Origin of the sequence: Allorhizobium pseudoryzae (assembly GCF_011046245.1) — a bacterium.
GTDB lineage: Bacteria > Pseudomonadota > Alphaproteobacteria > Rhizobiales > Rhizobiaceae > Neorhizobium > Neorhizobium pseudoryzae.
Window position 1 is genome coordinate 291991 of the sequence record NZ_CP049244.1, and the last position, 20853, is coordinate 312843.

Annotated in this window: 20 protein-coding genes; 6 read left to right on the forward strand and 14 right to left on the reverse strand. The window is 60.2% G+C overall.

What is annotated here, in order from left to right; genetic code table 11:
- Nucleotides 1-3 precede the first annotated feature (3 nt).
- Entirely contained in the window at nucleotides 4-750 is a 747-nt protein-coding gene (locus tag G6N78_RS20315) for an alpha/beta hydrolase (protein ID WP_165223146.1), read from the reverse strand.
- Nucleotides 751-937: 187 nt separating this feature from the next.
- On the opposite strand from G6N78_RS20315, the gene G6N78_RS20320 reads away from it, so the two are divergent.
- Entirely contained in the window at nucleotides 938-1636 is a 699-nt protein-coding gene (locus G6N78_RS20320) for a DUF1223 domain-containing protein (protein WP_165223149.1), read from the forward strand.
- Between the two features lie 53 nt (nucleotides 1637-1689).
- Here the strand turns inward: G6N78_RS20320 and G6N78_RS20325 are convergent, their stop codons facing one another.
- The 7 genes from G6N78_RS20325 to G6N78_RS20355 all read right to left on the reverse strand — a co-directional run bounded on the left by G6N78_RS20325 (nucleotide 1690) and on the right by G6N78_RS20355 (nucleotide 6581).
- Nucleotides 1690-2103 (reverse strand): CopD family protein, encoded by a 414-nt coding sequence (locus G6N78_RS20325; RefSeq protein WP_165223152.1) that lies wholly within the window; start codon nucleotides 2101-2103, stop codon nucleotides 1690-1692.
- Nucleotides 2104-2472: 369 nt separating this feature from the next.
- Nucleotides 2473-2931, reverse strand: coding sequence for a YHS domain-containing (seleno)protein (locus G6N78_RS20330; RefSeq protein WP_165223155.1), 459 nt, complete (start codon nucleotides 2929-2931; stop codon nucleotides 2473-2475).
- 110 nt (nucleotides 2932-3041) lie between these two features.
- On the reverse strand, nucleotides 3042-3590 hold the full coding sequence (locus G6N78_RS20335; RefSeq protein ID WP_165223158.1) for a hypothetical protein: 549 nt from the start codon (nucleotides 3588-3590) through the stop codon (nucleotides 3042-3044).
- Nucleotides 3591-3736: 146 nt separating this feature from the next.
- Entirely contained in the window at nucleotides 3737-4540 is an 804-nt protein-coding gene (locus tag G6N78_RS20340; protein ID WP_165225278.1) for a CE1 family esterase, read from the reverse strand.
- 326 nt (nucleotides 4541-4866) lie between these two features.
- On the reverse strand, nucleotides 4867-5505 hold the full coding sequence (locus G6N78_RS20345) for a pyridoxamine 5'-phosphate oxidase family protein (protein ID WP_165223161.1): 639 nt from the start codon (nucleotides 5503-5505) through the stop codon (nucleotides 4867-4869).
- A gap of 14 nt (nucleotides 5506-5519) precedes the next feature.
- The gene (locus G6N78_RS20350) at nucleotides 5520-5984 is read right to left on the reverse strand and encodes a nuclear transport factor 2 family protein (protein ID WP_165223164.1); all 465 of its coding nucleotides are present in this window, start codon (nucleotides 5982-5984) and stop codon (nucleotides 5520-5522) included.
- Between the two features lie 60 nt (nucleotides 5985-6044).
- Nucleotides 6045-6581 carry a carboxymuconolactone decarboxylase family protein gene (locus G6N78_RS20355; protein WP_165223167.1) on the reverse strand — a complete coding sequence of 179 codons (537 nt, stop codon included), beginning with the start codon at nucleotides 6579-6581 and terminating at the stop codon, nucleotides 6045-6047.
- Here G6N78_RS20355 and G6N78_RS20360 point away from each other — a divergent pair.
- Together G6N78_RS20360 and G6N78_RS20365 are read left to right on the forward strand one after the other, a co-directional pair.
- Nucleotides 6581-7603, forward strand: a complete 1023-nt coding sequence (locus G6N78_RS20360; protein WP_306416226.1) for a LysR family transcriptional regulator — start codon at nucleotides 6581-6583, stop codon at nucleotides 7601-7603. The two genes, G6N78_RS20355 and G6N78_RS20360, sit on opposite strands and share 1 nt — an antisense overlap.
- Before the next feature lie 86 nt (nucleotides 7604-7689).
- Nucleotides 7690-8193, forward strand: a complete 504-nt coding sequence (locus G6N78_RS20365; RefSeq protein WP_165223170.1) for a GlcG/HbpS family heme-binding protein — start codon at nucleotides 7690-7692, stop codon at nucleotides 8191-8193.
- 143 nt (nucleotides 8194-8336) lie between these two features.
- On the opposite strand, the gene G6N78_RS20370 is transcribed toward G6N78_RS20365, so the two are convergent.
- On the reverse strand, nucleotides 8337-9302 hold the full coding sequence (locus G6N78_RS20370) for an alpha/beta fold hydrolase (RefSeq protein WP_165223173.1): 966 nt from the start codon (nucleotides 9300-9302) through the stop codon (nucleotides 8337-8339).
- Nucleotides 9303-9394: 92 nt separating this feature from the next.
- Between G6N78_RS20370 and G6N78_RS20375 the strand changes: the two genes are divergently transcribed.
- The gene (locus G6N78_RS20375) at nucleotides 9395-10045 is read left to right on the forward strand and encodes a CGNR zinc finger domain-containing protein (protein WP_165223176.1); all 651 of its coding nucleotides are present in this window, start codon (nucleotides 9395-9397) and stop codon (nucleotides 10043-10045) included.
- A gap of 131 nt (nucleotides 10046-10176) precedes the next feature.
- Here the strand turns inward: G6N78_RS20375 and G6N78_RS20380 are convergent, their stop codons facing one another.
- The 3 genes from G6N78_RS20380 to G6N78_RS20390 form a co-directional block, all read right to left on the reverse strand.
- Complete coding sequence (locus tag G6N78_RS20380) at nucleotides 10177-10698, reverse strand: GNAT family N-acetyltransferase (RefSeq protein ID WP_165223179.1); 522 nt, start codon at nucleotides 10696-10698, stop codon at nucleotides 10177-10179.
- 205 nt (nucleotides 10699-10903) lie between these two features.
- Entirely contained in the window at nucleotides 10904-11965 is a 1062-nt protein-coding gene (locus tag G6N78_RS20385) for an ATP-binding protein (protein WP_165223181.1), read from the reverse strand.
- Nucleotides 11962-12651 carry a response regulator gene (locus G6N78_RS20390; protein ID WP_165225284.1) on the reverse strand — a complete coding sequence of 230 codons (690 nt, stop codon included), beginning with the start codon at nucleotides 12649-12651 and terminating at the stop codon, nucleotides 11962-11964. The genes G6N78_RS20385 and G6N78_RS20390 overlap by 4 nt, the downstream gene beginning before the upstream one ends.
- A 211-nt stretch (nucleotides 12652-12862) precedes the next feature.
- On the opposite strand from G6N78_RS20390, the gene G6N78_RS20395 reads away from it, so the two are divergent.
- The gene (locus G6N78_RS20395; RefSeq protein WP_234906058.1) at nucleotides 12863-13978 is read left to right on the forward strand and encodes an efflux RND transporter periplasmic adaptor subunit; all 1116 of its coding nucleotides are present in this window, start codon (nucleotides 12863-12865) and stop codon (nucleotides 13976-13978) included.
- Nucleotides 13979-13988: 10 nt separating this feature from the next.
- Nucleotides 13989-17114 (forward strand): multidrug efflux RND transporter permease subunit, encoded by a 3126-nt coding sequence (locus G6N78_RS20400; protein WP_165223185.1) that lies wholly within the window; start codon nucleotides 13989-13991, stop codon nucleotides 17112-17114.
- A 66-nt stretch (nucleotides 17115-17180) separates the two neighbouring features.
- Here the strand turns inward: G6N78_RS20400 and G6N78_RS20405 are convergent, their stop codons facing one another.
- Both G6N78_RS20405 and G6N78_RS20410 read right to left on the reverse strand, forming a co-directional pair.
- Nucleotides 17181-19226 (reverse strand): hybrid sensor histidine kinase/response regulator, encoded by a 2046-nt coding sequence (locus G6N78_RS20405; RefSeq protein WP_165225291.1) that lies wholly within the window; start codon nucleotides 19224-19226, stop codon nucleotides 17181-17183.
- On the reverse strand, nucleotides 19210-20718 hold the full coding sequence (locus tag G6N78_RS20410) for an ATPase domain-containing protein (protein ID WP_165225287.1): 1509 nt from the start codon (nucleotides 20716-20718) through the stop codon (nucleotides 19210-19212). Before G6N78_RS20410 ends, G6N78_RS20405 begins: the two co-directional genes overlap by 17 nt.
- Between the last annotated feature and the right edge of the window lie 135 nt (nucleotides 20719-20853).

Below are 20853 nucleotides of genomic sequence, written 5' to 3' on the forward strand. Positions count from 1 at the left end.
GGCTCAGGAGCGCGGCATGGCCTTATCCAGAAAAGCCAGGACGTGCCTCCAGTTTTCCGCGGCGCCCACGGGATTGGCGTCATGTCGAAGGCTGGAGGAACCATGGACGCCGTGCCTTGGCACATATTGTTGCGCCAGACCGTTTGGCACAGCTTTCGCCAAGGCCATCGCACTCATCACTTCCTCGGCGTCCGGTGCAGAGGTGATAAAGACCGGAATCGTCAAACGGGATGCTTCTTCCTGGATCGAGTAGCCGCTGATATATTCGGCCGGCGAAAATGCCAGGAGCGCTTTGACCTCCGGATGGTGTGCCGCAACGACAAACACGAGCGCCGACGAATAGCTCGATCCCCACACAGCAATGGGAGCGCTGGTATGTGCTGTCGCGTAACCCAGGGCTGCCTCAAGATCAGGTAGGGCGTCCGCGTAGGTGTGGCTTGTCCGGGAATTCGCAGCCGTTTCGTTCACGGCCCCCCACAGGTCGCCGCCCGAACGTTGATCGACGGCAAGGGTCCCGAACCCCGCCTTGTTGAGGAGCGGCGCGAGAGGTTCATATTCGCTTTTGTTCGATCCGGCCATGTGGAACAGGAGGATCGTGCCTCGGCTGGTCCCGATCGGCTTGCGAAGATCTGCGTGGATCTGCACCCCATCTTTGGCCGCGAAGGACACGTCATCGGCGAGCGCCGGATACGGCGCGGTAAAGCTCAAGGCTACGGCGATGGCGAGACGGATAAGTCGAGGCAAGCGCATGGGAACTCCAGGGATTATTTGTGTTGAGCCCTTGGTTCGCACGCGCCTCTACCATTGTTACAGAGCGTATTGATAATCGTCGCAGGCTCACGAAGCTGTGACACCGTAACATTCCCGCATGTCTCAACGAATTCACTGTGTCACCTTGGATCCACCAGGGTGTGATGATCCTTTTCGGGAGCGTGCCATGGCTCATGTCAATGAAATTCAGAAAGCGGCCTTTGCCTTCTCTGTCGTCGTGGGGATGGCAATGCCTGCTCATGCGGCAGATCGGTCACTGACCGTCGTCGAACTGTTCACCAGTCAGGGCTGCTCGTCCTGTCCGCCGGCCAATGCCAATCTTGGCAAAATCAGCCGGCGGCCGGATGTTCTGGCGCTCAGTTTTTCGGTGACCTACTGGGACTATCTCGGCTGGAAGGACACCTTCGGAAAGCCGGAATTCACCCAACGGCAGATCACCTATGAGCCGGCTCTCAACCAACCCGGTCCTTATACCCCGCAGATGGTGGTGAATGGACTCGCCACCACCGTCGGCAACCGGCTCGACGATGTTGAAGCGCTTCTTGCCGCGGCTCAACCGCTGAACGGGCCAAGCCTGGCGCTGCGCGGAGGGACAGTGCAGGTCGGTTGGTCGGAGACAACACTTCCGGCCGATGTCTGGCTCATTCGCTATGATCCTGCCATTGAAGCGGTTCCGGTGGCGCGCGGTGAAAATCGCGGCAGCACACTGCCGCATACGCATGTGGTTCGCCGTCTTGACCGCTTGGGAATGTGGAATGGCCGGCGTGCGTCTTTCACCTTGCCGGCCTCGGAACATGGCTTGAAGACCGCAGTCCTCGTCCAACGCCCGAACGGCGGCCCGATCCTGTCTGCCGTTACGGACTAGAACCAACCGGCACCTGGGGTTGATTGGTCACAACCTCCGCTTCTGTTCAAGCTCTAGAAAGGTTTCACGACGGCCAGCCACGCAATCGCGGCGAATGCGACGAGCGTGGCGACCGGTGCGTGCCGCACCAACGCCGGCAACTTCACCTGTCCGCGGAGCGCGCGGCGAAGCATGTCAGCCCCGATGGTGTGGAGCCCCGTCAGGAAGACAACAGGTATCATCTTCAGCAGAAGCCATATCGACGTATCCCATCCCGCCCCGAACGCCATGGTGAAGCCCGCCAACCAGACGACCGCCAGGGCCGGTGTGGTTACGACGATATCCCACCTCAGGACGCTCTCAACGACGTGGCGGGATCGTTCATCAATCCGGGGATGGATGGTTCTCAACGTCATGGCGAGCAACAAAACGCCGCCGATCGTCAGAACGACGGCAAAAACATGAACAGTCTTTACAAGGAGATACATGCCGGCAGATCCTCTCCTTGTCCCCAGCGGACGCCAAAATTCTCGACGTCCTTTTGCGTGCCAGGCAGGGTCGTAACGGGCACAGCGTGACCATCAAGAGTTCGCGCGGAACGATATTGCCGATGGAGATAATATCCGCGTTGCATCTGCCAGTGCAGATGCAACTGGCCAGCGCCTCCCCGTCCGACGCAGAGCTTGCACACCAGGGGAGTTTCGGATGCCGACACAGCGGCTGTCGTTGTCATGAAGGCCAATGAGGGACATTCCGGCGATGCGAGGCAAGGCGATCATGATCCACCCGGTCACTTGGGTCTGACGGGATGCCCATCCGCGCGGCGGATGGGCTTTTGCCGGAGAGGCAGGCCAGGATCACGGCTCCGGCTGCAATTTGACCGTATCCCAGTTCGCATCGGCCTTCGCGATATTGCCGGGCACATCCTCTCGCCAGGCCTTAAGGACGCTGTCGTCGTAATTGAGGTAGAGCTTGTTCCCCACCACGGTGAACGCCTGGGGTTCGGTCGGGGCCTTGTGTCCCTGAGCGGTCCCGTACGCACAGTAGCCGCCATATTGTGGCGCGAAATGCGCCGGATCGGCGATGAATGCGTCCCGATGGGCCGCCGATGCGAAATGGAAGGTGGCTCCCTTATAGTTTGCTGTATATTTGTCCGAGCCTTTTACCGGCTTGTGATCGGTGAAATAGGCGACGGGATCATAACCATTGATCGCGACCCCTTTGGTCGCGAAGATTTCTTCCGCAAACGCGTTGGCAGCCAGGGAGAGCGTCAGAGCAGAGGCAAGCGGGAGTAGTTTTCGTAACAAGCCGGTCATTTTTCGATCCTTTTCCGGGATAATCACCACCCACCTATTTCGCCGTGGCCAGGGGAAAGGTTACATCCATCACGATCAAGCGTTTGTGCGGGCAGACCAGGAAACCGGACCTATTGGGAACACATGGCGAGCGCCACCTTCCCGGTGAGCTCTCGGATCAATCGGTCTTTTTCTGCGACTTCCCGGGTCAGGTTGCGGATCTGCGCTTCCGAAGACGGCGCAATCTCCCAGAACGTCACCGTAAAGATGATCGGAACCGTCATGGCGGCGCCATCGTGGGACTGCGGGTCCCATGGGGGCGCCTGTTCGTCCTTCGCAACACGGCCCCACAGCTTGAGAACGCAGGCATCCCCGACCTCGCATCGAAGCACTGCATCCGGCGTTGCCTCGGGGCTGCTCATCGCCTGGCGAAGTGTTGCGGCGTCGGCATGGAACCGGAAGGTTGATTGGTCGATGACGTGGGGTGTCATCACCTGACCGGACACAACCTGAAAAACGATCCCCGGCGCGATGCGCGCATAATCGATAGCAATCCGCCGTTGGGTTTGCACCAGATGCGCAATGCTCGGGGTGATTGCCTGCCCCCATACGGCAGCACCTGACGCAAAGTAGTAGACGACGGGATGTCCCCTGTTGGGCGTGACAACCGAATTCAGCATCGCTTTGCTCCTGTTGGGCACCGGCGCCACAATGGGGCCGGACCGATTGAAAACTGCGTGGGAGCACTTCCACTCTTGTCCGATACGTCTGGGGATGACAGTTTGTTACAGGCTGCGGAAGCAACTCATGAAGCGGCGGGGAGTGGCTATTTCGGGAAGCCCAGAACGGCAAGGCCAGCGTCGAGCCACCCCGCGCGCGCCTCGTGGCCGCGGTTGTGAAGACACATGATGCTGTCACCGCGAAGGCAATCGGGAACATCGTCACAGACGATACCGCCCACGACAATCTGTCTGGTCTCCGTCACATCGCATCGTGCCCGCTGGCGCATGATGGCAAGGCTTTTGAAGGCGTCCCCTTGATGAAAATGGTCGCCGATGGCCCGCCCTTCCAGGGGGAATGTGGTGTCGGCGCGACCGTGAAAGTGCACCATTGGCGGGATTTCGGACACGCAGTCGGAGGGCTTTGGTAACGGGTTCCAGAACACACCGGAGAACGTCACCATTCCGGCCGCCTTTTCACCCTGTTGGCATGCAGTATACCAAGCCATCGACGCGCCGATCGAAAACCCGCCGATGACGATCCTGTCCGGCGTAAAATGATACCGCTGCCTCAGATCATCGAACAGGGCTCCGATAAAGCGCCTTTCATCCCGCCGGACGGTCGGACTGCCGGGAAAGGACCATCCTCCCTCGATGCCATCGACCGCCACATAAGCGAGGTGATGAGCAAGCGTCATGGCGACCAGGGGCCGCTGCTCCATTTGCAGATCCGCCGATCCCTTCCATCCGTGAAAATAGACGAAGGCACCTCTCACGTCGCCGTCCGCGGGAAAGGCAATGCGATATTCTCCGCCCGGAATCGGACAGCCGGTACTTGCGCCGCATGGAACCTCTGCAGCGATTGGGGAAGCCAGCGCTGCCGCCAGCATGGCGAGAAGGTAGATACGCATCGCCGGCACCTCATCTCAATGGACAGAAGGAAAACCCTCGGTCGGCTTGGGGACCACTCCACCTCTCCGAACTGATGAACCCGAGCATTAAGCCCGTGTCCCCGAGGTGACATCGGTCATCTCGTGCACGGGGCGTCTGGCCTCGATCTGGTTCGCGGTGGCGCACGATGGACATTTCGTCAAGGAGGGGCGGTTCGTTACATCGAAGTTGGAGCGCGTCATCACATCGCCGTGCATCAAGGTCGGTCGCGCGCCTGCCATCGGAACGGCGGTGAGATTGTGCTGGTGAGAACGCCCGCACGGACATCCCCGGTGGTTGCGCAAATTCACTCCTGAACCGGTCGATCCCCACGGCGCTTGAGTTCCTCGATATCACGCTCCAGCGCCGCAATCTTGAGGTCACGTTCGGCGATTGCAGCCCGCAGAGGCTCCGGCTCCACAAGATGCGGGATATGCTGCGGACAATTGACATCCCATGTCTCGACCGTGAAAAGCATGGCTCGCTCGATCCGCGCCCGATAGTCGGGCGGCGACAGACGGGCAATCAGATCCCGGTCGCCCTCGACAACCAGAACCCGGCCCCACAGCTTGACGCGCTGACGCAGATCGTAATCGATCAGGAACAGGTGGGCCTTCGGGTTTTCCGACAGATTGCCTATGGTGATGTACTGGCGATTTCCCGCGTAATCGGCAAAAGCCACCGTACGCGGATCCAGCACCTTGAGAAAACCGGCAGGACCGCCACGATGCTGGATATAAGGTTGTCCGTCGGCGCTTGCCGTTCCCAGAAATGCGCTCTTTCTGCTTTCGATGAACCGAACAAGGTCCGGGGACAGATCCACCGGCCAGGAGCCATGGTCCTCCATGCGTGCATAAGCTGCCCTCGAATTCCTCCGGGTCTGGGCAGCCTTCACCGCAGACGTGAAGGCGACGTCGCTGGGGACAGGGTTTCTGATTTCGGACATGGACCTGATCTCCTTTATAACCCCAGTTCGCTCAACGACGGATGGTCATGCGGCCTGGGACCAGGCCTCCAATGAAAGACACGTTGACCGTCATGAATGGGCAAATCGTTGATGCTGGCGATGCGCAACCGCATCAGACCCTCGCCATCGAACTCCCAGTTCTCGTTTCCGTAAGACCGGAACCATTGGCCGGAATGGTCGTGCCATTCGTACGCAAACCGCACTGCGATGCGATTGTCCTGATAGGCCCATAGTTCCTTGATCAGCCGATATTCGAGCTCGCACGCCCATTTGCGCGCAAGGAAGCCACGGATCTGTTGCCGTCCCTCAATGAATTCCGATCGATTTCGCCAACGGCTGTCAGGGGTATAGGCCAGACACACAACATCCGGATCGCGCCCATTCCAGGCATCTTCGGCCCGGCGGACCTTGATGATGGCGCTTTCCTTGTCAAACGGCGGTAAAGGGGGTCGGGACATATCGCTCTCCGGTTCAAGCGGAAGTCGACCGCGATACCCGGCCGACTTCCATTCAGCGCTTCAGGATACGGCGGGAAAATCGATTTCCGTGCCAGCGACTTCGTTGATGTAATTCGTCCAGGTATTGAGGGCTACGTGCTGGACGATCTCGACGATCTGCGCGTCGTCGTAACCGGCTGCCTTGACGACACTGACATCCTCGCGGGTGACATGGCCGCGCTCAACCGCGACCTTGACGGCAAATCGGACGGCGGAATCCACCTTGGCGTCGATGGATCTGCCGCTGCGATTGGCTGCAATTTCAGCGTCGTCGATCTTTGCGAGGTTCTTGCCGATGTAGGTGTGTGCCGCAAGGCAGTAGCCGCAGCCATTGATCTGCGCCACGGCCAGGGCGATCCCTTCGCGGGTCTTGGCGGGAAGCCTGCCCTTGCCGAGCGCACCCGACATGGCGAGATAGCCTTCCAGGGCCGCCGGGCTGTTGGAGACGACCCGAAAGAGGTTGGGAACGCTCCCGAGTTGCGATTTGACCTGCTCCAGCAAGGAGCGGGATGCTTCGGGCGCATTGGCAATATCAGCGGGAGTTGCGATGTTGGTCATTGTCTTCTGCCTTTCGTGAGGTTCAAGCGACGACAACACCATCTCATCTTCCGTTTTTCGGGTATATCCGCTATCTTTGGAAGACAATCTCTCATTTTTTGGAAATCAAAATGGACCGTCTGGACTCCATGGCTCTCTTTCTCGACGTACTGGACATGGGAAGTCTTTCGGCAGTGGCGCGCGCGCGATCCATACCGCTTGCCACCTTGAGCCGGAAAATATCCGATCTCGAGGCCCATCTGGGGACACGGTTGCTGCAGCGCGCAGGACGCGGCCTGGTTCCGACTGACGTTGGCGTTGATTTTGCCACAGCATGCCGCCGCATTCTTGATGATGTCGCCGAAGCGGAACGGGTTGCGGGTGGAGAACTGTTCCGACCGAAAGGCAGCCTGATCATTACGTCGCCCGTTGTGTTCGGCCGACTGCACGTGCTTCCTGTCATCGCTGACTTTCTCAAGATGTATCCCGACATTCGGGTCCGCCTCATCCAGTCCGACAGGATCGTTGACCTGGCGGAGGAGCATGTCGATCTCGCCGTGCGTATCGGCACTCTCAGGGATAGCGGCCTTGCGGCCCGCACCATCGGCACGCTGCGCCAGGTCCTTTGCGCGAGCCCCGACTACCTTTCGCAGCATGGCCGCCCCACCCGACCGGAAGAGTTGGAGAACCACTTCTGCGTGAGTTTCCAAACGCTGACGAGTGGCAGCAACTGGACTTTCCGGTCAGCGGATGCGGATGTGCAGGTGGAGATCCATCCCCGGCTGACGGTCAATACGGCGGAAGCAGCCGTCGACGCTGCGATATCCGGTCTTGGTCTGACACGGGTCCTGTCCTATCAGGTGGACGATGCACTGCGGGCCGGCAGGCTCGAAACCTTCATGGAAGATTTTGAGGGGCCGGATTGGCCGGTGAGCCTCATGTACCCCAAACGCGGATCGGTGCCGAAAAAGATCAGGGTCTTCATCGATTTTGCCGCGGATCGGCTGAAGTCACGCTTGTCCGCCCTCGGCCAATCCAGTTGATCACATAACGATGAAACCTTACAAAATACATTTATAACGTTACTCTTCATGTTATGCAGCGCCACTCCCATAACATGAGGACTGAAATGAACCCGAAAAGTTCTCCTTATTCACACGCCATCATCATCGCACTGTCGTTGACCTCATCGTTTGCGCGGGCTGAGGATGCGTCGCCGAGACTGTCTCTTTCCGAGGCCCGCAAGTTGGTGGACAACGCAATCAGCGACTGCGAGGCGAAAAATTTCAAAGTCTCGGCTGCGGTGGTTGATGCGAGCGGCCAAATGATCGCCTTCGGGCGAGGCGATCGCGCCACACCGCACACGCAAACCTCAAGCTTTCGCAAAGCCTACACGGTCGCGACACTCGCGCCGATCTTCGGCTTCTCAAAGCTCGGCGACTTCGTGCAGAAGGTAGGCCAAACGCCCCAGGGTGCTGCGATCGCAACCCTTCCCGATATCCTGCTCCTGGCAGGCGCTGTGGCAATTGTGAAGGATGGCGTGGTCGTCGGAGCCCTGGGCGTGGGTGGAGCACCGGGAGGTGACCGGGACGAAGCCTGCGCCATTGAAGCCGTGAACTCTGCCAAATCTTGAACCGGCCTCGATCTTCAGATGAAACGACGCCAGCAGCGAGAACTGCTGGCGTCCACGGGCCACAGGTACTGGAGAGAGGATGCCAGCCACGGCATCCCCTCACGTTCATAAACAGGCATCAGTACGCCCGCGATTGCCCCGGGTTATCGGACGTTGGCCGCGAGGAAACGGTTTGTCGCAGCCGCAATCTCTTCCGCATGCGTCTCAAGCGCAAAATGCCCGGCGTCATAAAGCTCCGTGGTGGCATGCGGCAGCAAGGCTTGAAGAGCTTCGACACCAGCCATGGTGAAGAACGGATCGTTCTTACCCCAGGCGATCAGTGTGGCGGGCTGGTTGCGCTTCAGATAGGCCTGCCATGACTCATACCGCGCAAGATTATCCTGGTAGGACCAGAGATATTGCAGCATGACGGCATCAATGCCCGGGCGATCGAGCAAAGCCTGATCAAGCGTCCAGGCATCGGCATTCAAACGCTCTGCCCGGACCGCCCCTTGCGTGTACTGCCACTTCGTGGTCTCGGCGGCCAGGAAACCGCGCAGGGGCTTTTCCGTCTCCGCCGTGCGCGCTTTCCAGAAGGGCCCGAAATTCTTTGCGACATCCGGATTCCAGCCCTCGGCATGGAAGGTGGCATTCTGGACGATCAGACCCCTCACCCGCTCCGGATGCTTGACGGCAAGACGCATTCCGACCGGGCCGCCGAAATCCTGCATGTAGATGACGTAGGACGTCGCGCCCAAGACATCGAGGAAATCGTCCATCACGTCGGTGACCCGCGAGAAGTCATAGCTGAACTGGGCCGGATCAGGGGCCGCGCTATAACCAAAGCCGGGATAGTCGGGTGCGATGACGCGATATTTGGGATCGATCAGCGGCATCAGATCCCGGAACATGTGCGAGGACGAGGGAAAACCGTGGAGCAGCAGCAGCACGGGCCCATTCGGGGATCCGGATTCCCGATAGTGGATGTTGAGACCATCGACGCTGACATGATGGCTGAGCACGCGGTGATCTGCGGCCCCGGCAGCGCGTGGCGTTGCGGCAGCCAGCAAGCCGCTGCCGACTGCAAGGGCTGCGAGGCCGATTGAGAAACGAGAGGAGGATAAGGTCATTTACAGGCTCCATGTAACCGTTAATTTGAATTTTATCGGTTACATGGGCGCTGTAACTTGTCAACTCGATTTTTTTAGGTTACTTATCGGTGATGAATGACACAGACCCTTCCCGTCCGACAGCCGGTTCGCACTGGGCAATGCCAGCCATTGCCCTTGGCGATCATCTGGCGCTTGATTTTCTCAACTCCGTCGCCACCCCCCAAGGTGAGATCGTCGATTGGATACGCTCGGGCAAGGATCTGGTGGATTGGCTTGACGTGTTCGGAGCGATCAGCAAAAGCGACGCTGCAGACATCCACGCCACGTGGAATGCCGTGACTCTGGATGCGATTGCGCGCGAAGCCGTGGCCTGGCGCGAGGAATTTCGGAGCCTGGTTGGACGAATGGCATCCGAGGGGCGCTCGGCGCTGCGCATTGATGACTTGCAGCTTATCAACCGCTGGCTGCTGCCGGACAGGATGGCAAGCCAGCTTGTGACGGACGCGACCGGCGATGTGGTGCTGGTGCATCGGCGCTTGTGGACCGATGCTGCGCAAATCATGGCGCCCGTCGCACTTGCCGCCGCCGAGATGGTCGCCGGTGGCGACTGGGATAATATTCGTAAATGTGAAAATCCAGCGTGCTCGATCTGGTTTCAGGATCGAACAAAAGGGCACCGGCGCCGCTGGTGCAGTCAGGCCCTTTGCGGAAACCGCTTCAAGGTTGCCGCCTTTCGCGAGCGCCAAAAGCGCGGACGCTGAGCCCTGGTGCCACCGCTCCGAGCGTTTCGGCGGCGCCAGCCGGAGGCGGAACGACGCCAAGCCATTGTTTGCTTGTATTTCAGGCCCGCGCGGGACAGCCATGCGCGCCCAGTCTCACCGAGAGAAGCTTGCTATCGCATTATCTTCTCGAACAAAAATCCCTCGTCGTCCGGCAAATCACGCGGGCCGGGCTGGTGCGGATCCGGGTGCTTGGCGTGGTGAAACGCGGTGATCTTGAATCCGCATTTGTTTACATAGAAGTGGATGTTCCGTTTCTCGAAATACGGCGTATGGGTTTGCCAGGTGATTGTCTGCGGATAGCGCGCTTCAATGGCAAGCCAGGCTTTATGACCCAGACCCCGCCCATGCTCGCCGACCTTCAGGAAGAACAGGTCCAACGTGTTGTGATGTGTCTCTTCATCGATGGTCACCACCGCGCCGCCCACCGTCTTGCCGTCTGAACGAATGCGCAACGCGACAGCTCCCGATGCTTTGATGGCCTTGTCGAGATCCTCATCGGACGGAATGGGACCATCAGGCAACGCCCCGTATTCATCGATAACTGCGACGGAAAATGCCTCCTGGAGTTCCTCCTTGAAGTGCGGAAGATCATCTGGATCTGCAACGGTGAGGCTTACAGTTTGATGGGTCAAAACGTCTCTCCAACGGCCAATGAACAGGGGGCGGCCTTGCCCCCGTATGCGCCCTTTCCGTTCATCCCCGGCAGAACATCTTGAACGCCACTGGGATGATTGCGCACGACAAAAACTAGCAAGCCGGGTTTACGACTTCGTGGAGGCAAGGCGTACTGCTGAACCATCCGCAGACTTCCGCCCCGGAGCCGCAGTCAATGGAGGCTCAGGAGACTGGGTTTCCAAGAAAGATCTCGAACATCGCGCCGCCTTTTTCAGACGGCGCGTGGCGAACTGTGCCGCCATGCGCCTCGACGATCGCACGGACCACGGACAGACCGAGCCCATTTCCGCCCTTCTCCAGCGAGCCGGACGCTCCGCCTCTCTTGAAGGGTTCGAACGCGGAAGCGGCGATATCGGACGCAAGGCCCGGACCTTCGTCGGCGACACGCAGGATCACCTGATCCCTCTCCACACGAAGGCTGATTTCGATAAGGCCACGATGGGCGTAGCGGCGTGCATTGGTGATGAGGGCAAGAAGGACCTGCCGGATTCGCATGGCATCCACCCGGACCGTGACATCGGCCAGGTCGAGCTGCAGTCCAAAACCGTCCTGTGTCAGCTCCTCATCCAGCACCCCCGCCAGCCGCAGGATCTCTTCCTTCAGCCTGACCGGCTGAAGGCGAAGATCGAGGTGACCGCTATCGGCAAGCGTGACCGTTCGCAGGTCTTCCACCAGCCTGGCAAGCGAATCCACCTGAAGCACCAGGGCATGGAGCGACGTCTCGTCCGGTTCGAAGACACCGTCGATCATGCCTTGCAGGCGCCCTTTCAGGATGGTCAGCGGCGTTCGCAATTCATGGGCTATTTTGGCATTCCACAAGGTCATGTCCGCAGCCATATCCTGGAGACGCTGCGCCATGGCGTTGAAGTCTTCGACAAGAAGGGCGGTCTCGCCCAAGGAGTGGTCGCCGGGGATGGCACGGGCAGACAGATCACCCTCTTTGATGCGCCTCGCGCTCACCGCCAGCGATTCCAGCGGCTCGAGAATGCGGCGCGCGAGCCTGAACGCCGCGACCGCCGCAACGATGAGCGCGATGAAGATGAGGATGGCCAGGATGACAAAATCAAAGCCCGTCAGCCAGCCGTCGGTGTCTTCCGACCAGGGAGAAAAGTAGAAAAGGACGGTGAAGGCAAGGTAGGTTCCAAAGAACACCAGCAGGCCCGCGGCCACGGTGACGGACGCCATGGCGACGAGGATCTGCCGGCTGAGGCCCTTCCCGATCATGCATCGACCGCCAGACGGTAGCCGACACCTCGAATGCTGGCCAGCAATCCCTCGCCCCCAGCCTGCTCAAGCTTTTTGCGCAATTTGCTGAGGTGACTGTCAATGGTGCGATCCAGCGCATCGGAACCCGGCAGGCAGGCATCCACGAGTTCGCTTCGAGTGAAAACTCTGGTTGGAGTCCTCGCGAGATGCGCGAGCAGCCTGAATTCGGTCAGCGTCAGGGAAAGAGTGGTCATTGCACCGTCCCTTTCGATCTTCACCTGATAGCTGTCGAGATCGATTGTCAGGGTTGCGACGCGAATGACTGCACTTGTCTGGCCAAGACCGGCGCGGCGCAAGACAGCCTTGGCCCGCGCGACGACCTCGATCGGATTGAACGGCTTGACGATGTAATCGTCAGCGCCGATCCGCAACCCTTGAAGACGGTCGCCGTCTTCATCCAAGGCTGTGATCATGATGACGGGCGTGCGGTCTCGCCTTTGAATTTCAGCAAGAAGCTCCCAGCCATCCAGCCGCGGCATGGTGATATCCGCCAGAACGATGTCTGGTTTCAGTGCGCGATGCAGATCAAGGGCAATCTGCCCGTCGCGGGCATGCACCGTGCGAAATCCCTCACGGGTAAAATAGGCCTCGAGAATGCCCGCGATCTCCGCATCGTCTTCGGCAATCAGAACAAGCTCTGTCATGGTCATCGAACTCCTGGCAACATCAATGCCATCCAATTGTCCAGGGGTCGAGTGGGCGCCCCGCGCCTCCATACGTTCGCAACAGAACCTCCACAAAGCACCAATGCAACCCTTCTAAAGGATAGCCCTCAAGCTTTTCCTCGCACGAAGGACGATGCCTCCCATGCGGACTGTAACGCTGATCTGGATCTTTTGCTTGTGCTGCCTTCCGATGTTGGTTCTCGTTGCCTGCAGCGATCAGCCGAACGTCAAGGCGCATGCGTCCGCCGAAACGCCGCCAGTGCGCGTCAGCGTGATGACGGTGCTGCCGCAAGCCGTCACTGTTTATGACGAACTGCCGGGACGTGTCAGTGCCTTGCGCACGGCCGAGATCCGGCCGCAGGTCAGCGGCATCATTCAGAAGAAGCTCTTCCAGGAGGGCGCTTTCGTAAACGCCGATGCGGCACTCTTCCAGATTGACCCGGCCCCCTTTGCAGCCGATGTCGATGCGGCCACCGCCGTGCTGGCGCGTGCCGAAGCCGAATTCGTCAACGCGAAGGTCAAGTTCGAGCGTGCTCAGCTTCTCTCGGCGCAGAAGATCACCAGTGACGAGGCTTTCAACAATGCGACCGCGGTGCTCGCCCAGGCGAAGGCGAGCGTCGCCGAGGCCACGGCCAATCTGGCACGGCGAAAGCTCGAATTGGCAAATGCCACGATCCGCAGCCCGATCAGCGGGACGATCGGCCAATCCTTCATGACGGAAGGTGGGCTTGCCTCCACTTCCGCGAACTCGCCTCTCGCTGTCATCCAGCAGATCGATGAGGTCTATGTCGATGTCCGTCAATCGTCGATGAGCCTGGAAAGGCTGCGCGAAACGGCATCCGGATCCGATCTCGACGATCCGGAAAAGCTGCCCGTCCGAATCAAGACGATCATGGACAGGCCCTACGCCCATGTCGGCAGGATCGTCTTCTCCGACATCTCGGTGGACAGCGCCACAGGCAGTTTAGGCATCCGCTTCGTCGTACCGAACCCCGAGAACCAGTTGCTGCCGGGCATGTTCGTTCGCGCGATGGTCCCGCGGGAGGTCTATTCCGCCGCACTTCTGGTGCCGCAGGAGGCGGTGATACGTGACCTGACCGGAAAGCCGCAACTCGTCGTCGTGGCGGCGGACAAGACCGGCGAGAAACGCCGGGTCGAACTGGGTCCGCTGATCGATCGCCATTACCTCGTAACACGCGGTCTTGCGGCTGGTGAAACCATCGTCGTGCAAGGCCAGGAACGGATCCAGAGCGGTCAGCCGCTTGAGACATCGCCGGCGCATGCCGCAGCTGATACGCAGAGTTGAGAAAGCCACCATGCCGCAGTTTTTCATCGAACGGCCCGTCTTTGCATGGGTCATCGCGATCCTGATTGTGATCGCTGGCCTCATCGCCATCCCGCAACTGCCCGTCTCGCGTTATCCGGCCATTGCTCCACCAAGCGTCTCGATCTACGCCACCTACACGGGCGCCACTCCGCAGGTGATCAATGACAGTGTCACCAGTCTCATCGAACGCGAGATTTCCGGCGCAAAGAATGTGCTTTATTTCGATTCGTCTGCGGACTCTTCGGGATCCTCGAACGTCACCGTCACCTTCAAGCCGGGCACGGATCCGGAACTGGCACAGGTGGACATCCAGAACAGGCTGAAGGCCGTCGAGCCGCGGTTGCCCGAGGCGGTCCGCCGGGCTGGCCTGTCCGTCGAGTCCGCTTCGTCGGGCTTCCTGATGATTGTCTCCTTGAAGTCGAAGGACGGTACGATCGACGCGCTTTCGCTGGACGATTACCTCGTGCGCACCATCGCTCCCGAACTGAAACGCGTATCAGGCGTCGGTCGCGTCCAGTCCTTCGGCTCGGAGGCGGCCATGCGGGTCTGGATCGACCCCGTGCGGCTTCTTGCGCATTCCATCTCGATGGCCGAGGTCACGCAGGCGATCCAGTCGCAGAACCTGCAGGTGGCACCCGGCCGTCTTGGAGATGCGCCGACAGTGCCAGGGCAGAAGGTCAGCGTGCCGCTCAGTATCAAGGGCCAGTTGCGGACGGCCGAAGAGTTCGCTGACGTCATCCTCCGCTCGAACCCCGACGGTTCTCGCTTGACCCTCGGCGAACTTGCCCGGATCGAGGTCGGATCGCAATCCTCCAGCTTTGCCATCCTCGACGGGGGCCAGCCGGCCACGGCCGCCGCCATTCAGGTTACTCCCGGAGCAAACGCTGTCAGCACATCCAGTGGGATTCGTGCGCGGCTGGCAGAGCTATCGCTGACCATGCCGGCGGGGATCGAGTATGCGATCTCCTATGACACCGCACCTTTTGTGAAGGTTTCGATCCAGAAAGTGGCTCAGACACTGGCCGAGGCCATGGTGCTCGTCTTTCTGATCATGCTGCTCTTCCTGCAGAACATCCGATACACTCTCATTCCGGCCATCGTCGCACCGATCGCATTGCTCGGCACCTTCGCGGTCATGCTGGCGCTGGGATATTCCATCAACGTTCTCACGATGTTCGGCATGGTTCTCGCGATCGGCATCATCGTTGACGACGCGATCGTGGTCGTCGAGAATGTCGAACGGCTGATGGCGACAGAAGGTCTGTCGCCCCGTGAGGCCACGCGCAAGGCGATGGGCGAGATCACCGGCGCGGTAATCGGCATTACGCTTGTGCTCACGGCTGTCCTTCTTCCGATGGGACTGGCCTCCGGCTCGGTTGGGGCCATCTACCGCCAGTTCACGGTATCGATGGCGGTGTCGATCGTCTTCTCCGCGTTTCTGGCTCTCAGCCTCACCCCCGCTCTGTGCGCCAGCCTGTTGAAGCCGATCGAGCGCGGGCACCATCAACGGAAAGGGCTGTTCGGCTGGTTCAATCGCGGCTTTGATCGATTGACCGAGCGCTACACCGGTTGGATCGCCCGCCTGGTTCACAAGACGGGTCGGACGATGCTTGTCTATGGGGCGATCGTGGGCGCGGTGGCCTATGGTTACGGCGCGCTGGCCACGGCATTCGTTCCAGAGGAAGACCAGGGTTCGTTCATGACCTCTTTTACGTTGCCGGCAGAGGCAACGGCAGAGCGCACCCGCGACATCGTTGACCTCTTTGAGAAACACGTCCAGACGCGACCGAATATCGTCAACAACCTGACAATCATGGGTTTTGGCTTCTCGGGTTCCGGCGCCAACACGGCCATGGCGTTTACGAGCCTGAAGGAGTGGGACAAACGCTCGACCCGGATCGACGACGAAGTGAATGCAGCCACCGAAGCCATGGCTGCCGCGCCCGAAGGCGAGGTTCTCAGCATGAAGCCGCCGGCAATCGATGAACTCGGCACGAGTTCTGGATTTACGCTGAGGCTTCAGGATCGCGCCAATCATGGCGAACAGGCGCTTGCCGAGGCGGCAGCGCAACTCACGCAGCTTGCGTCACGCAACACCCAGCTCCGCGACGTGCGGGTGGACGGGCTTCCCACCGGTCCGAGCGTTACCCTTGTGGTCGATCGCGAGAAGGCCAGTGCCCTGGGGGTCGCCTACACCACGATCAGTGACACGCTCAGTGGTGCCGTCGGTTCGACCTATGTCAACGATTTCCCGCGCAACGGTCGGCTCCAGCAGGTCATCGTGCAGGCCGAGCCGGCAAGCCGGATGCAGGTCGATGACGTCCTCCACCTGCATGTCCGCAACGATGCTGGCAAGATGGTCCAGCTCTCCGAGATCGTGACGGCGGAATGGTCCACCATTCCGCTGCAGGTGACGCGCTATAACGGATATCCATCCCTCAGCCTGTCGGGCTCTGCCGCGCGCGGTGTTTCGAGTGGCAAGGCGATGGACGAGTTGCAGCAACTGGCGCTCAAGCTTCCCAAAGGCTTTGCCATCGAATGGACGGGGCAGTCCCTGCAGGAGCGGCAATCCGGCGCTCAGGCGCCGATGTTGATGGCCTTCTCGTTCCTCATCGTCTTCCTGGTGTTGGCAGCCCTTTACGAAAGCTGGACGATTCCGCTTTCCGTCATGCTCGTGGTCCCGCTCGGGATTCTTGGGGCGGTGATCGCTGTTCATCTGCGTGGCTTGGACAATGACGTCTTCTTCAAGGTCGGCCTGATCACCCTGATCGGCCTCTCCGCCAAGAACGCTGTTCTGATCGTCGAGTTCGCGCGCAAACGCCAGAGAGACGGACTTGGACTTGCCGACGCCGTTGTCGAAGCCGCACGCCTGCGCCTGCGCCCCATCGTCATGACCTCGCTCGCCTTTACCCTCGGTGTCGTGCCGCTGGTCATTGCATCAGGTGCAAGCTCGGAAACCCAGAATGCGATCGGGACCGGCCTGTTTGGCGGAATGATCTCCGGAACGGTGCTGGCGGTCTTCTTCGTCCCGGCCTTCTTCGTCGTCGTCACCCGGCTCGCCATTCGGCGCGAACCTTATCCGGCGCCAGACGGAAACCGCGAGCCTGCAGAATGAAGGCCGTTCCAGATCTATCCCTTCCAGCACAGGCAAGCCATTCCGCTCCGCTGATCGTGGAACTCTCTATAGGATCGTGCCCAGCACGGACGCCAGCTGCTGTTGGGAGTAGGGTTTAGCCAGTCTGGCGACGTCAATCTCCAGGCCCGAAGGCAGGTCAGCGTAGCCCGAAGCCAGCAGGATCGGCAGTTCGGGCGCGCGTTCACGGGCAGCTTTTGCCAGTTCCGCACCTGTCATGCCCGGCATGGAGTAATCCGTGATCAGAAGGTCGAATGTGGCTCCGCCGTCCATCAATGCGAGCGCTTCCTTTCCAGAATAGGCTTCGACGACCTCATGGCCGAGGTCGGCCAGCATATCGGCCGAGCTCATGGCAATCAGCATATCGTCGTCAACCAGAAGTATCCGTTTTGGACCGGCGGCGGCGGGACGTCCCGCCGGCAACTCATCCTGCTGTTTTTCCTGGACCTCGGAGGTGGAAACGGGGATCCACAGTTCTGCCGTTGTCCCCTTGCCCACGGCGCTCTTCAAGGTCAATCGGCCATGGAGCTGCAATGCCAACCCGTGGACCATCGACAGGCCGAGACCTGTCCCCTTGCCGAGTTCCTTGGTGGAAAAGAACGGCTCGATCGCCTTCTGCACGGTTGCAGCGTCCATACCCGAGCCTTGGTCGATGACCGACAGGACGACATAGCTGCCCGGCGCCAGTGAGTCCGATGGCGTTTTCTCCTCCACCCGGTTGAGCTCGATCCGTATCGTTCCGCCATCCGGCATCGCGTCGCGGGCATTGACGGCGAGATTGAGGAGCGCCAGTTCCACTTGGTTTGCATCGGCCGATACCGGAGGGAGATGCCCGCTCGCCGCAACCTCTACGGCAATCCGCGAGCCAACCGAGCGCTGCAGCAAATCCTTCATCTCCGCAACGAGCATGCCGAGGTCGACCGGACCGACCTGGAGATCCTGCCGGCGGGCAAAGGCAAGCAGCCGCTGGGTGAGCGATGCGCCGCGCTGCGCGCCCTGCAGCGCGCCGTCGATCAAGCGCGTCGCTTTCGCATCGCCCGCCACATGCTTGCGGAGAAGTTCAAGGTTGCCGAGCACAGCCATCAGCAGGTTGTTGAAGTCATGGGCCACGCCGCCAGTGAGTTGCCCGATGGCTTCCATCTTCTGGGCCTGGCGAAGCTGCTCCTCCGCCCGCTCCCGCTGGCTGACCTCGGCCAGCACAAGCCGGTGCGCGTCCAGCAGCTCGCGCGTCCGCTCCGCCACGCGTTCCTCGAGCATCTCGTTGAGTTGGCGCTGCTGCTCTTCCGCCAGAAGCCGTTCCGTGATGTCGACAGACACCCCGACAAGCTTAACGGGCTGGCCGGCGCGGTCGCGGTAGAGTTGGGCGCGGATCTCGGCGCCATGGATCGAGCCGTCGGGCCAGACGGTCCGGTAGGTGATCGCATAATCAACGCCCGTTTCCAGCGTGTTGCGGACCGCCTCCTGCATGCGCGCCAGATCGTCGGGATGAATGGCGTCCAACAAGTCGCCATAGGTGAAACGATCTCCGGGACTGCGGCCGAAAATTCCCCGGCAGGTCGACGACGACGTCAACACCTTCGTCGCCAGATCCAGCTCCCACGCGCCAAGTCGGCCCGCCTCCAGCGCTGTCTGAAGGCGGCGTTCGCCTTCGTCCAGTTCCTCCATGCGGGCACTCGCCTCATACTGCCGACGCCGAGCGCGCATCGCGGACCGGGTCACGCTGATGAATGTGGTTGGGTGGAAGGGGCGCTCAATGAAACTGACATTGCCAAGGATTTCAGACAGTCGGGCGGCGGCAGGATTTCGCTCGGGCCCGCCGCCATGAGCCGTCAGGATGATAAACGGGAGGTCGGACCAACTGGGCTGGCTTTCGATCCACGACACAAGCGGGCGCAGATCGGCGGAGTGTAAAGCCTCTTCCGTGATCACCGCGAAGGCAACATTCTCGCCCAGTTCCGCCACCAGCGCATCAAGCGTGGCGGCAACCTTTGCGGCAATGCCGGCATCCTGCAGCAAAGCCCTTGCAATACCGGCGTCACGGCCCAGCGGGGCGTGGATCAGGCCTAAGACATCACGCTCAGAAATGGCTGCCATCCTCATCAAGGGCCCGCAACAGGGAATGCCCGTCTCCGACCAGAACCGGAACCCCTCGCAGAATCCCCTGGAATCCGGCCAGCGGCTCGCCAAGCGTCAGTCCGGCACCGCTGATCTTGTATTCCCGGATCGTATCTTCGTGCATTCCGGTCCGCTTCTTGATCACCGAGATCGCCCGACGGACTCGACCTTCCGCCTCGAAATAGCGTAGCAGGATGACCGTGTCTGCAAGATAGGTCACGTCCACCGGTGATTTCATGTCGCCGACAAGACCATGCTGCGCGACGGTGATGAAGGTGTTGGCACCCTGCCGGTTCAAGAATTGCAGCAATTCGTGCATGTGCAGGATCAACGCATTTTCCTCGGGCATGGCAGCCTGGTAGCCATTGATGCTGTCAATCACAACCGTGGTGGCGTCGAAACTGGCGACACGGTCTCTGACGCGCTGGGCAAACTCACCGGGTGACAGTTCTGCTGCATCGACCTGTTCGATGTGAATGAGCTTTTGATCACGCAATGCCTCCAAGTCCAGCCCCATCTCCTTCGTCCGGGAAAACAGCAGGCCCAATTCCTCGTCGAACACGAAGACGGCGGCCCGCTCCCCCCGCCGGATGGCTGCCTCGACAAACTGCAGCGCCACGAGGCTCTTCCCGGTTCCAGCCGGCCCGATCAGCAGCGTGCTGGACCCGCGCACAATGCCGCCTCCGAGAAGATCGTCGAACGCGCTGATGCCGCTCGCCAGGACGGATCTTTCAAATCCTGATTTGTGCTCGACAGCGCGAAGCCGTGGAAACACGGCGACGCCGCCGGTCTTAATGATGAAGTCGTGATAGCCGCCACGAAAACCTTGACCGCGATATTTGAGCACCCGAAGGCGCCGACGCTCCGATCCGTAATCCGGAGCAAGCTGCTCAAGGTGAATAACGCCGTGCACGACACTGTGGACAGTCTTATCCATGGCATCCGAGGTCATGTCGTCCAACAGGAGGACCGTTGCATCGGACCGTGAGAAAAAGTGCTTCATCGCCAGGATCTGTCGGCGGTAGCGAAGCGAACTCTGCGCCAGAAGCCGGATCTCCGAGAGGCTATCGATCACAACGCGATGGGGCTTTACGCGCTCGAAGGCTTCGAAAATGAGCTTGGTCGTCTCGCCGAGTTCCAGATCCGAGGAATAGAGGAGACTTTGCTGCTGGTCGGAATCGAGCAGGCTCTCAGGCGGAACGAGCTCGTATATCTCCACCTGTTTGCCGATATCCTTGCCATGGGAGAGCGCGCTGTCACGCAGTTCTTCCTCGGTCTCCGAAAGGGTGATGTAAAGGCAGCGCTCATCGATTTTGGCGCCTTCCAGCAAAAATTGCAGGGCGATCGTCGTCTTGCCCGAGCCTGGAGCGCCTTCGAGCAGAAAGACGTGACGGCGGGACAGGCCTCCCAACAAAATGTCGTCCAGACCCTCGACCCCAGTCTTTGCTTTCTCACCCAAACTGCCTGACATAGATCCTCCCAGACGACTTTCGATATAGGACCAGCAAACTGACCTGCGAGCAGTAAGACGTTGGAAACGGCAGATTCGTTCCACCGCAGGCTTCAGACGATCTGCCCGGTTGGGCAACCGTCGTGTACGATGGCT

Bases quoted from the DNA above. Each gene is read 5' to 3' on its own strand.
- G6N78_RS20315 (WP_165223146.1), bottom strand. From the start codon at position 750: ATGCGCTTGCCTCGACTTATCCGTCTCGCCATCGCCGTAGCCTTGAGC.
- G6N78_RS20320 (WP_165223149.1), top strand. From the start codon at position 938: ATGGCTCATGTCAATGAAATTCAGAAAGCGGCCTTTGCCTTCTCTGTC.
- G6N78_RS20325 (WP_165223152.1), bottom strand. From the start codon at position 2,103: ATGTATCTCCTTGTAAAGACTGTTCATGTTTTTGCCGTCGTTCTGACG.
- G6N78_RS20330 (WP_165223155.1), bottom strand. From the start codon at position 2,931: ATGACCGGCTTGTTACGAAAACTACTCCCGCTTGCCTCTGCTCTGACG.
- G6N78_RS20335 (WP_165223158.1), bottom strand. From the start codon at position 3,590: ATGCTGAATTCGGTTGTCACGCCCAACAGGGGACATCCCGTCGTCTAC.
- G6N78_RS20340 (WP_165225278.1), bottom strand. From the start codon at position 4,540: ATGCGTATCTACCTTCTCGCCATGCTGGCGGCAGCGCTGGCTTCCCCA.
- G6N78_RS20345 (WP_165223161.1), bottom strand. From the start codon at position 5,505: ATGTCCGAAATCAGAAACCCTGTCCCCAGCGACGTCGCCTTCACGTCT.
- G6N78_RS20350 (WP_165223164.1), bottom strand. From the start codon at position 5,984: ATGTCCCGACCCCCTTTACCGCCGTTTGACAAGGAAAGCGCCATCATC.
- G6N78_RS20355 (WP_165223167.1), bottom strand. From the start codon at position 6,581: ATGACCAACATCGCAACTCCCGCTGATATTGCCAATGCGCCCGAAGCA.
- G6N78_RS20365 (WP_165223170.1), top strand. From the start codon at position 7,690: ATGAACCCGAAAAGTTCTCCTTATTCACACGCCATCATCATCGCACTG.
- G6N78_RS20370 (WP_165223173.1), bottom strand. From the start codon at position 9,302: ATGACCTTATCCTCCTCTCGTTTCTCAATCGGCCTCGCAGCCCTTGCA.
- G6N78_RS20375 (WP_165223176.1), top strand. From the start codon at position 9,395: ATGAATGACACAGACCCTTCCCGTCCGACAGCCGGTTCGCACTGGGCA.
- G6N78_RS20385 (WP_165223181.1), bottom strand. From the start codon at position 11,965: ATGATCGGGAAGGGCCTCAGCCGGCAGATCCTCGTCGCCATGGCGTCC.
- G6N78_RS20390 (WP_165225284.1), bottom strand. From the start codon at position 12,651: ATGACAGAGCTTGTTCTGATTGCCGAAGACGATGCGGAGATCGCGGGC.
- G6N78_RS20395 (WP_234906058.1), top strand. From the start codon at position 12,863: ATGTTGGTTCTCGTTGCCTGCAGCGATCAGCCGAACGTCAAGGCGCAT.
- G6N78_RS20400 (WP_165223185.1), top strand. From the start codon at position 13,989: ATGCCGCAGTTTTTCATCGAACGGCCCGTCTTTGCATGGGTCATCGCG.
- G6N78_RS20405 (WP_165225291.1), bottom strand. From the start codon at position 19,226: ATGGCAGCCATTTCTGAGCGTGATGTCTTAGGCCTGATCCACGCCCCG.
- G6N78_RS20410 (WP_165225287.1), bottom strand. From the start codon at position 20,718: ATGTCAGGCAGTTTGGGTGAGAAAGCAAAGACTGGGGTCGAGGGTCTG.